Genomic DNA, 851 nt, shown 5'->3' with positions numbered 1-851 from the left:
CAGTTAATGCAATAGGTATAACGACTGCAGCAACTGCAATTAAACCAATTCCAAATCTTGTTAATCTAAATTTTTTCATTATCTTATCTCCTTTGTTTCTCATTTTCATTTTATTGTAGTTAGGGGTTTGCTACTTACCACCACACCTTGTTCAATGAAATTGTTTTTATCCCCTAAAATGTATTCATATTTTAAAGGACACTTAATAACTGTTTTATCGCTAGTTATAAATTCATCCTTAAAATTGTCATCATAGGCGAAATTTGTGTTAGCAATATGCACTCTTCAAGTTTGTTTGTTAGTTAAGACGCCATTTTGTCAAACTGAAGCAGTGATTGTGGTTTCTCACCCGCTTAATGCAGTGTTTCCATCTTTGCCATTTACACCATTTGCTCCAGCAATACCTTGGATGCCTTGTATTCCTTGAATACCTTGAGCACCTTGAGCACCTGTTGAACCAGTGTCTCCTTTGACACCTTTTTTACCATCAGTGCCGTTTAAACCATCTTTACCATTAGCTCCACGCTCGCCTTTTATTGCTACATTGCTTTGAGTATAAACTAGAGCAGTTCAAGTTAATGAAGAACTTGCTACTAATGTGCTAAGGATACAACCTAATGTTAATCATTTTTGTTTTTTCATACAACCCTATTATACACAAAAGTTAGGCATTGCTACCTAACTTTTTAAAAATATTTTTTAGTTCTTACCGATATAGTTTGGTGAATTAAGGTCATCACCAGGGAAGTATGCCACAACAACTTCATTCACGTTGTGTTTCTCGGCATATTCTGTAGCAAGTTTATGACCATATGGTGCGGTTTTGGTAAGATCCTTACCGTAGCAATTAC

General features: G+C 35.4%; 1 protein-coding gene. It reads right to left on the bottom strand.

All coding sequences use genetic code 11. The features are described 5' to 3' along the window. Positions 1-105: 105 nt before the first annotated feature. The gene (locus N1032_RS24450; RefSeq protein ID WP_259543108.1) at positions 106-282 is read right to left on the bottom strand and encodes a hypothetical protein; all 177 of its coding nucleotides are present in this window, start codon (positions 280-282) and stop codon (positions 106-108) included. Positions 283-851: the final 569 nt, after the last annotated feature.

The organism is Herbiconiux daphne (assembly GCF_024979295.1).
GTDB classification, from domain to species: domain Bacteria; phylum Actinomycetota; class Actinomycetes; order Actinomycetales; family Microbacteriaceae; genus Herbiconiux; species Herbiconiux daphnes.
This window is presented reverse-complemented; position numbering and strand designations above follow the sequence as displayed.